8 protein-coding genes are annotated in these 9,120 nt (G+C 64.8%); 3 read left to right on the top strand and 5 right to left on the bottom strand.

The window, feature by feature from the left end; translation table 11 throughout:
• Together WBF82_RS15730 and WBF82_RS15725 are read right to left on the bottom strand one after the other, a co-directional pair.
• Positions 1-1,875: AAA family ATPase (locus WBF82_RS15730; protein ID WP_424383915.1), on the bottom strand; the 1,875-nt coding region annotated here is incomplete at its 3' end.
• Positions 1,872-3,038, bottom strand: coding sequence for a metallophosphoesterase family protein (locus WBF82_RS15725; RefSeq protein WP_424383917.1), 1,167 nt, complete (start codon positions 3,036-3,038; stop codon positions 1,872-1,874). The genes WBF82_RS15730 and WBF82_RS15725, both read right to left, overlap by 4 nt.
• Before the next feature lie 189 nt (positions 3,039-3,227).
• Between WBF82_RS15725 and WBF82_RS15720 the strand changes: the two genes are divergently transcribed.
• Entirely contained in the window at positions 3,228-3,734 is a 507-nt protein-coding gene (locus WBF82_RS15720) for a SixA phosphatase family protein (RefSeq protein ID WP_424383914.1), read from the top strand.
• Positions 3,735-3,745: 11 nt separating this feature from the next.
• On the opposite strand, the gene WBF82_RS15715 is transcribed toward WBF82_RS15720, so the two are convergent.
• The 3 genes from WBF82_RS15715 to WBF82_RS15705 all read right to left on the bottom strand — a co-directional run bounded on the left by WBF82_RS15715 (position 3,746) and on the right by WBF82_RS15705 (position 5,720).
• Entirely contained in the window at positions 3,746-4,390 is a 645-nt protein-coding gene (locus WBF82_RS15715) for a hypothetical protein (protein WP_424383913.1), read from the bottom strand.
• Positions 4,391-4,629: 239 nt separating this feature from the next.
• Positions 4,630-5,187, bottom strand: a complete 558-nt coding sequence (locus tag WBF82_RS15710; RefSeq protein WP_424383912.1) for a DUF3558 domain-containing protein — start codon at positions 5,185-5,187, stop codon at positions 4,630-4,632.
• Positions 5,184-5,720: a DUF3558 domain-containing protein gene (locus WBF82_RS15705; RefSeq protein ID WP_424383916.1), complete on the bottom strand. Its 537-nt coding sequence runs from the start codon at positions 5,718-5,720 to the stop codon at positions 5,184-5,186. Before WBF82_RS15705 ends, WBF82_RS15710 begins: the two co-directional genes overlap by 4 nt.
• Positions 5,721-5,904: 184 nt before the next feature.
• Between WBF82_RS15705 and WBF82_RS15700 the strand changes: the two genes are divergently transcribed.
• Both WBF82_RS15700 and WBF82_RS15695 read left to right on the top strand, forming a co-directional pair.
• The gene (locus WBF82_RS15700; RefSeq protein ID WP_424383911.1) at positions 5,905-7,659 is read left to right on the top strand and encodes an ABC transporter ATP-binding protein; all 1,755 of its coding nucleotides are present in this window, start codon (positions 5,905-5,907) and stop codon (positions 7,657-7,659) included.
• A partial coding sequence (locus WBF82_RS15695) for an ABC transporter ATP-binding protein (protein WP_424383910.1) occupies positions 7,656-9,120 on the top strand: 1,465 nt, incomplete at its 3' end. The genes WBF82_RS15700 and WBF82_RS15695, both read left to right, overlap by 4 nt.

Genomic DNA, 9,120 nt, shown 5'->3' with positions numbered 1-9,120 from the left:
CGTTTCGTCGGTGACGGCTGCGCGCTGCTGGGACAGCCGGTCGCCGACGGCAGCCAGCTCGGCGCGTTGACCAGCCAGCTTCTGCTCGGAAAGGGTTGCCTTGGTCGACATTTCGGCGAGTTTGGCCGCCGCGGCGGCTGCGACCTTGCGGTGTGTCTCAAGGTCTGCGCTCGCTTTGACCCGGTCCGTGTCAGCTTCCTCGAGCTCGGCGCGGGCGGTGGCGGTGTCCACGGCGACATCGTCGGCATAGGACTTGTCATGCAACTCGGCCAGTCTGGAGCGCAACTGCTCCACCTCGTCGTCACCGCACAATGCGACCAGGGTCGCGGCGGTCTGGTCGCGGCGGTTCAGCAGTTCACGGCGCCGCCGATCGATACGTCGCGCCGCGGCCAGGTCAGCCACCTGGGCGGCCGTCAGTGCAGTGGCCAGGTCTTGTTGCGCAGCAGCGTGTTCGGTCTGAATATCGAGCGCCGTCGCGCCTGGGGTGAACCGCGCGGTGAGGATACCGGGAACCTCGACTTCGGTGGCGCCGCCCGTGCTGGTCGACCAGCTCTGGCCCGCGGGCAGCGCGATCCGTTGGTCACCGACGACGAGTTCGATGTCGGTGGCCGCGACGAATTCCACCGTCGCCGACACCAACGCGAGCTGGCCCTCGATCCGCTCGACAGCTGCCGCAGCTCGCTCGATCTGTTGGAAAAGGCTGTCGGTCAGCGCAATTGTCGAGAGCTCGTCGCAGATCACGTCACGGTCGCGTTGGGCGCCATCGATTTTGGCAAGCCGGCCGGTCAGCTTCTCAGCCTCGTCGCGGCGGGCCAGCTCGTCGACGACATGCCGGGCCGTCTCGGCTCGCTGCTGGGCGGCGGTGAAGAGCTGGTTGGCCTCCTCCACCACGGCGTCGGCCGCTGCGGTGACTTCTTGAGCCAGTCCCCGCGCTTCGGCGGCCTCTCGGGCTTCAGCTTCCAGGGTCGCGACTGTCGCGGCGCGCGTGTCGTTTTCGGCGCGCAGCCGTAGTCTCTCGGAGTGTGCGCCAGTTGATGCCGCGCTGCTCGCCTTGGCGGCAGCAGCGACCAGGTCGGCTTCCTTCATCTGTTCGGTAAGTTGCGCGATTTTGTCGGCGGCGGCTTGGGCCGCGGCCTGCCGGAGCGCGGCCGCTTGTTGAAGCGGCAACAACTCGGCCAGCTCGGCGCTCAACGCGGCGTGCTGATTCACCCGGTTGTCGACTTCGGCAACAGCCGCGGTGCATTGCTGCACTTCCTCTTCGGCGTCGCGCAGCGCTGCGATGGCCGCGGCCCACTCCCCGGTTGCACGCCCGGTCGCGGTGAAGTAGCGGCCGTACTCGGCATCGATTCGCTCGATCAGCACCGGCTCAGTGCCCGACAGTGCGGCGGTGTCTCCCGCCGCGACATCCAGCGCCCGGGTCAGCGCATCGCACCGCGAAAGATCCGCCGCCGCAGTCGCTGCCGACTGCAATACTCGTTGGGCGTGCCAGAGCTCGGTGTCGACAGTCTCGGCCAGCATCGCCTGTACTCGGTCGTGCGCCTCGTCGCCGCTGTGCTGTTCGCGGCGTGGCTCCAGAACCGTCAGCTGCGTCTCACACTTCTTGTGAAACCGCTTGTGATAGACGAAACGATAACGGCCGCTGCTGATCTCGGCGGTAACTTCGGATCCGACGTCGGCGTGCGTCGGCTTGACCTGCTTGACTTCCTTTTTCGTCGAACGGTCCTTGGATTCCAACAGCAGATCCAGCGCCTCGATCATCGAGGACTTACCGATTTCGTTGGCGCCGGACACCACGACCACACCGTGGTCGGGGAATTCGATCTCGCGGTGGTCGATGCCGCGGTAATTCTTCAGGACCAACCGATGCAACTTCACGCCGCACCTCGACCCTGGCTACCTCCGTCGGTCAGCCGCATCAGCAGCGCCAGCGCTGCCTGCGCGTCGCCGGCGATCTCGGTGTCCCCGGTGCGCGCTGTTTCGACCAGTTCCTCGACCGCCGCGGCGGCGAACCCACCGATGCCGAGGTTGCTGAATTCGCCGTCGGCCGGTATGACCGCGAGATCGCTGTGGCTATCCCACACCCGCAGCGACGCGAACAGCCGCGAGTACTTGTCCAGGCAGGCATCCAAGGCGGCGCGGTCGGTGACCGTCAACGAACCAATCAAGGCCAGCCGCAACACCGTTCGGTCTTTGTCGGGCATCAGATCGAGGTTCAGATCCAGGTCGGCGATATCACGGCTGTTGTCCACCTGACGGCTCAGCGTGCCAAACCGCCAGCGACCGACGTTGGGGGCCTCGACGATCACTGGGTGATGCGGATGCGCCTCGTCGATTTCGACCACCAGCACATGGCCGGGGTCAGGTTCGACGTCGTCGTAGTTGGTGACCTCCGGCGAACCGGAGTACCACGCCCGTCCACTACTACCGACTTCGGTCACCGAATGCTTGTCGCCCAGTGCGACGTAGTGCACCGCACCACGGGTCAACGCGTCCTCGATACCCGCCAGCCGGATCAGCGAGGGCTTTGTCGGATCGGGGTCGAGCACGTCGACTCCGCCGTGCGCCACCAGCACCCGGATGACACCGTCGGCTGGCAGGCCGTCGAGCACGTCGGCGACCAGATCGGTGGTCGGCGCTTTGGATCGCCATGGCGCAGCGACGATCTGCAGGCCGGGCCGAATCTCGTGCACGCCGGGCCGATCGAGCACCTGGACGTTGGTCGGGCATTCGGCCTTGAAGAGAGCACTGGTGTACACCGACGCCGCGTCCAGCGGGTCGTGATTGCCGGGCAGCAGGTACACCGGAACCTTGATGGCGCGCATGGCTTCCAGCGACTGGCTTATGACCTGCGGCGCCAGCTGGTTGTGTTCGAAGACGTCACCGGCCACCACGACGAACTCGGCACCAACGTCCGCTGCCAGCGAACCCAGGCCGGCCACTGCGTCACGGCGCGCCGCCGAATAGCGTGGCTGCGCTTCGCCCGCGAGGAAGTGACGGGTCATGCCGAGTTGCCAGTCGGCGGTGTGCACGAATCGCATTGCGATCCCGTCCCTTCTACTCCACGTCCAGCCGCTCTGCGACCGGGCACCGCGAGTGTAGGACTCGGCGCCGACAAGTCCCGGGACCTCGATCGGCAGGTCCACAAATGGCCGCCGCGGGTCACCTCATCGACGTCAGTCAAGTCACATCAGCCACAGCAGCCCCGCGCTGCCGGTAACCTCGATCGAGTGAGCCAGCAAGACCGCACCCTGGTGCTACTACGGCATGCGAAGTCGGCCTATCCCGAAGGGGTCCCCGACCACGACCGCCCGCTCGCCCCCCGCGGACAGCGCGAGGCCGCGCTGGCCGGCGACTGGCTGCGGGCCAACCTGCCGCCAATCGGCGCGGTGCTGTGCTCGACAGCGACTCGTGCTCGGGAAACCTTGGCGCACACGGGCATCGATGCGCCGGTTCGTTACGCCGACCGGCTTTACGACGCCGTCCCCGGAACGGTGATCGACGAAATTACTCACGTCGGTGACGACGTCGGCGTGCTGCTCGTCGTCGCACACGAGCCAACGATGACAGAGGTGGCGCTGGGCTTGGCCGATGCGAGTAGTTCCAACACCGCTGCCGCCGAACGCATCTCGACGAAATACCCGACTTCGGCGATGGCGATACTACGACTCAACCGCAGCTGGAAAGACCTCGAACTCGGTTCGGCTGAGCTAGCCGATTTCCACGTCCCCCGCTAAATCAGGCCGCGTTATTTGCACATCTCGATCGTTGCTTTGATCTTGTCGTCGAGACTTTGCCGCAACGCATCCTGAGCGAACTCCGCCCCGCCGGCGAGATAGCCGATGGCCAGCTCCTCGAGGTTTGAGCCCATGGCGTTGACCGATTTCGCTAAGTCCGGCGGGGTGGCAGGTTCTTGGGCCACCCGGTCTCGCAGGAACGCGCCACCGGAGTAGAACGCTAGCCGCGCAGCAGTCGCCACCGAAAGCGCGCCGATCGGCCCGCCGTTGTCCGGGTTCTTCAAGCGAGAGTTCCTGACCACCTCGTGATCGACGATCTTGAATGTCTCGCAGATCCTCTTTTTCGCTTCTTTCGGATCTTTGGCTTGTTGGTCGTTGGAGGTGGCAGAGGACGACGACGAGTCGTCTTTGTGCGGGAGAAGGAAAAAATACCCCAGAACGCCACCCGCTATTGCGATCACCGAAAGCACCAGAGCTGCTGATGCGAGCGCCAGCGACAACCTTGACGCATGGGGGGCCGCAGCAGGCTCCTTGGCGTGCGACGCCCGCCCCGGCTCGGCAGCTGGCTCTGCGGCCGCAGACTCGGACGAAAGTTCGGAGGAGGATTCAGTTTCCTCCGCAGAGGACGTTGGCTCAGTGGGATCCGTTTCAGGCATTCGACGATGGTAACCTCACACCTCGCAGCCGGTGGCTGTTTGGGTGTCAAAAAAACCTTGTTGCAATCGCTTTGGCTGAGCACTTAGCATCGCGGAGGGATGTCCGGCGCGCCGGGGGGTTTGGCCATCGCAATACGGCAAACGTCGGCTGATTAAGCCCAAGTGCGACAGCTATTCTCGGGCATGACGCTGCCAGCAAGAAATCGCACGTCGGCGTAACGATTTTCCTGGTCAACGCGTTAGGAGTTGGTGGAAAGCGTCAGCTCCATGAGTTTGATGGCCTGAGCGCACGCGTCGATACCGGGCGCCTGCGGGTTGACCCACCAACCAACGACCCCGGCAGCATCGCTGGCCACGCCGCACGAGCCGTTGGGGTCGTTCGGCCGCATCACGATCGAGGCCACGCCGGAGATCGATCGGGTCTCGATCTGATACTTCAGGTTCTGGGCAACTTTGCGCTCGTTGTCGAGGCTGCCTTGCTCAAACCAGAACCGGGTGATGTCGATCAGCCCGCCCGGGTTGGCCGCCTGCCAACGGCATATCGCGCCGACGAAGGTGCTCTGGATGTCTTGAGGATCGGCGCCTACCGTCTTGGCCAACACGTCGGTGGTGAGCACCTCACATTCCTTTTGCAGGTTGGGGTACTGCTGCTCAGAGTTGTTATTGCGCTGCTCATCGCCCATGCCCGCTTTGTGCGGGGTGCCGGCCACCGACCTCGTGCAGCCGGTCAGTAGGGAGACCGCGCTGGCCACGACGGCAACGCCGACGAGCACGCGATCACGCACGGTGATCCTCATTTCGCGTTCTCAATCGACTGACGGGCCAGCTCTTTGGCGACGTTGCACGCATCCGGGAACGGCTTCTGGCTGAAGTTCACCGACCATTCGATGAAGTCGTCGGAGAACTGGATCCCGACCTCGCATAGCGAGTCGCCCAACGTCGGGTCGTTACCGACGGCGACGAAGCCGCCGTGCCCATCGATGTTGACGTCCTCCACGTTCGTACGCGACAACTCCTCGGTCTTGCGTTCTCGGCCGATCGGGCTCCCGCGATACCAGGAGAAGGAGAAATGCGGGCCCAGAATGCCGCCGCCCGCGAGCCACTGGCAGCCCACCGAATTCTTCGCGGTGTTGACCAGCCCAGTCACCTCGGTCAGCTTCGTTACCGTCTCGTCGCTGATGCCGCCGCACTGCGGAAAGAACGGACCGTGCTTCCCCTGGCCCGACCCCGGCGCGGTCGGCGCCGTCGACTGGGACTGGTTGGAGCCGGAGTCAGAGCACGCGGCCACCGCCGGAATCAAGGTTGCTGCCGCAAGGGCCAGCGCCGCCATGTTGCGCCGCACGGCTACGCGCACCTTCTGCTGATCACAGGATGCACTGTAGCGGCAGCACCTTGCGTCAACCATTGCACACGCGGTGACCTGTACTTTCTGCTCCACCGCCCGGCCCGGTGGCCGCGCGAACCGTGCGGTGATCAGCACGACTGTCCATTCGGCGGTGTGCAACAGTTACCCAATGCTCCTGGCACTGCTGCGCCAGTACGTCCGGCCGTATCGACGGCTGGTGGCGACGGTGATGACGCTGCAGTTCGTGAGCACCCTGGCTTCGCTCTACCTGCCGACGGTGAATGCCACGATCATCGACGATGGCATCGCCAAGGGAGACACCGCCACGATCGTGCGGCTCGGCTTGGTGATGTTCGCGGTCACCGCGTTGCAGGTGGTGTGCGCGATCGGCGCGGTTTACTTCGGCTCTCGGATCGGGATGGGGTTCGGCCGCGATCTGCGCTCAGCGATGTTCCGTCAGGTCATCACGTTCTCCGAGCATGAGACCGCCCGGTTCGGCACACCATCGCTGCTGATCCGCACCACCAACGACGTTCGGCAGATCCAATTCCTGGTGCAGATGACCTGCACGGTGCTGGTCACCGCGCCGATCATGTGTGTCGGCGGCGTCATCATGGCCATCCACCAGGATGCCGGGCTGTCCTGGCTGCTGCTGGTCAGCGTGCCGGTGTTGGTCGTGGCCAACTACTGGATCGTCGCGCACACGCTGCCGATTTTTCGCAGCATGCAGCGGTTGATCGACAGCATCAACCGAGTGATGCGCGAGCAGCTGTCCGGTGTGCGGGTGATCCGTGCATTTGCCCGCGAGCCCTTCGAACGTCAACGGTTCGCCGAGGCCAACCTCACGCTGTCCAACACTGCGCTGAATGCGGGCAATTGGCAGGCGTTGATGCTGCCGGTGACCACCTTGACCGTCAACTGCTCCAGCGTTGCGCTGATCTGGTTCGGCGGCATGCGCATCGACAGCGGTCGGATGCAAGTCGGATCCCTGATCGCGTTTCTCATTTACTTCACGCAGATCCTGATGGCGGTGTTGCTGGCGACCATGACCGTGATGGCGTTGCCGCGGGCCGCGGTGTGCGCCGAACGGATCACCGAGGTGTTGTCGCTGGTTCCGGCCGTCACCACCTCGGAGAATCCGGTGCGGCCGACCCCCGGTATGCGAGGGGGGGTTCGGCTAGACGGCGCGACATTTCGCTATCCCGGTGCTGATCGCGCTGTGCTGCAGGATGTTTCGCTGACCGCACTGCCCGGAACAACCACCGCTATCGTCGGCAGCACCGGCTCGGGTAAGTCGACGTTGGTATCGCTGATCTGCCGGTTGTACGACGTGACATCCGGAGCCGTCCTCGTCGACGGTGTCGACGTGCGCGACCACGACATCGAGGAGCTCTGGTCGGGTATCGGGTTGGTGCCGCAGCGCGGCTACCTGTTCTCCGGGACCGTCGCCGACAACCTGCGTATCGGTGCGGCCCCGGGACAGGAGGTAACCGAGGACGACATGTGGGATGCGCTGCGGGTGGCAGCTGCCGACGAATTCGTCCGGGCAGACGATGACGGGCTGCAGATGCGGGTCGCTCAGGGCGGTATCAATTTCTCCGGTGGGCAGCGGCAGCGGCTGGCGATCGCGCGGGCGGTGATCCGCCGTCCGGCGATCTACCTGTTCGACGACGCGTTTTCCGCACTCGACGTGCACACCGATGCGCGGGTCCGCGCCGCTCTGGCCGAGATCGCTGCCGACGCGACGGTGATTGTTGTGGCGCAACGCATCTCGACCGTTGCAAAGGCCGATAACGTGATCGTCGTCGAGGATGGGCGGGTGGTCGGCTCGGGTACGCACGAATCACTGCTGGCCCAGTGCCCAACCTACCGGGAGTTCGCAGACTCGCAGTCGATGGTCTCGCACGTGGGAGGGCAGCGGTGACCGCCGCCAAGGGCCCCGCCCAGTACCCGAATCAGCGATCCCGCGACTTCAAAGGCTCGGCTGTCCGGCTGGTGAAGCGCTTGGCGCCGCAGCGGCGCACCGCCGTCGCGGTGATCGTCTTGGGCATCGCCGGAACGGTCATCGGCGTCCTGGTTCCGCGCATCCTCGGCCATGCCACCGATCTGTTGTTCAGCGGTGTGTTGGGCCGGCAGCTGCCCGCCGGTATCACCAAGGCACAGGCCATCGCGGCGGCGCGGGCTCATGGCAACAACACCTTCGCCGACCTGTTGTCCGGGACGAACGTGGTACCCGGCCGAGGTGTTGACTTTGCCGCGGTCGCCCAGACCCTAGCTATGGCTCTGGCGATGTATATCGTTGCAGCGCTGCTGGTTTGGGCGCAGGCTCGGCTGCTCAACGTCACCGTGCGACGGACGCTGCAGGCGCTGCGCGCCGATGTCGAGGACAAGGTGCACCGGCTGCCGCTGGCCTACTTCGATTCCCGGCAGCGCGGCGAGGTGCTCAGCCGCGTCACCAACGACATCGACAACCTCCAGACATCGCTGGCGATGACGATCACCCAACTGTTATCCGCGGTGCTGACGGTGGTGACGGTGTTTGCGATGATGCTCTCCATCTCGCCGCTGCTGACCGGCATCACCTTGCTGACCGTGCCGCTTGCGCTGGTCGCGACTCGGGCGATTACCCAACGCTCACAACGACTATTCGTCGCGCAGTGGACCAATGCCGGCCGGCTCAACGCCCACATCGAAGAGACCTACAGTGGTTTCACCGTGGTCCGGACGTTCGGCCAACGCGCGGCGGCCGAAGACGAGTTCCGTCAGCTCAACGACGACGTGTACCAAGCCAGTTTCGGCGCCCAGTTCATCTCCGGTCTGCTGTCGCCGGCGACGGGCTTCATCGGCAACCTCAGCTACGTCGCGGTGGCGGTGGTGGGCGGAGTGCAAGTCGCCACCGGTCAGATCACCGTCGGCAATATTCAGGCGTTCATCCAGTACGTCCGCCAGTTCAACGCGCCAATGAACCAGGTGGCCTCGATGTATAACACCATGCAGTCCGGGGTGGCCAGCGCCGAGCGGGTTTTCGACCTGCTCGACGAGCCGGAAGAATCACCGGACCGCGAACCATTGCGGCCCTCGCCCAACGGCGAAAGATCAACCGGGCGCGTGCAATTCGACCATGTCAGCTTCGGCTATCGCCCCGGCACACCGGTGATCGACGACCTTTCGTTCACCGCCGAACCGGGCAGCACGGTGGCAATCGTCGGACCGACCGGGGTGGGCAAGACCACGCTGGTGAACTTGCTCATGCGCTTCTACGACGTCGACTCCGGTCGGATCCTGGTCGATGACATCGACATCACGACGATGAGCCGGCAAACGCTCCGATCCCGCATCGGGATGGTGCTGCAAGAGACCTGGCTCTTCGGCGGGACGATCGCCG

The organism is Mycobacterium sp. (genome assembly GCF_049673265.1).
Classification (GTDB): domain Bacteria; phylum Actinomycetota; class Actinomycetes; order Mycobacteriales; family Mycobacteriaceae; genus Mycobacterium.
The sequence above is the reverse complement of the archived record's forward strand: the minus strand, read 5'-3'. Positions and strand labels throughout refer to the sequence as shown.

Excerpts from the sequence above, each read along its gene's own strand:
- WBF82_RS15725 (WP_424383917.1), bottom strand. The coding sequence starts at position 3,038 with ATGCGATTCGTGCACACCGCCGACTGGCAACTCGGCATGACCCGTCAC.
- WBF82_RS15715 (WP_424383913.1), bottom strand. The coding sequence starts at position 4,390 with ATGCCTGAAACGGATCCCACTGAGCCAACGTCCTCTGCGGAGGAAACT.
- WBF82_RS15710 (WP_424383912.1), bottom strand. The coding sequence starts at position 5,187 with ATGAGGATCACCGTGCGTGATCGCGTGCTCGTCGGCGTTGCCGTCGTG.
- WBF82_RS15705 (WP_424383916.1), bottom strand. The coding sequence starts at position 5,720 with ATGGCGGCGCTGGCCCTTGCGGCAGCAACCTTGATTCCGGCGGTGGCC.
- WBF82_RS15700 (WP_424383911.1), top strand. The coding sequence starts at position 5,905 with ATGCTCCTGGCACTGCTGCGCCAGTACGTCCGGCCGTATCGACGGCTG.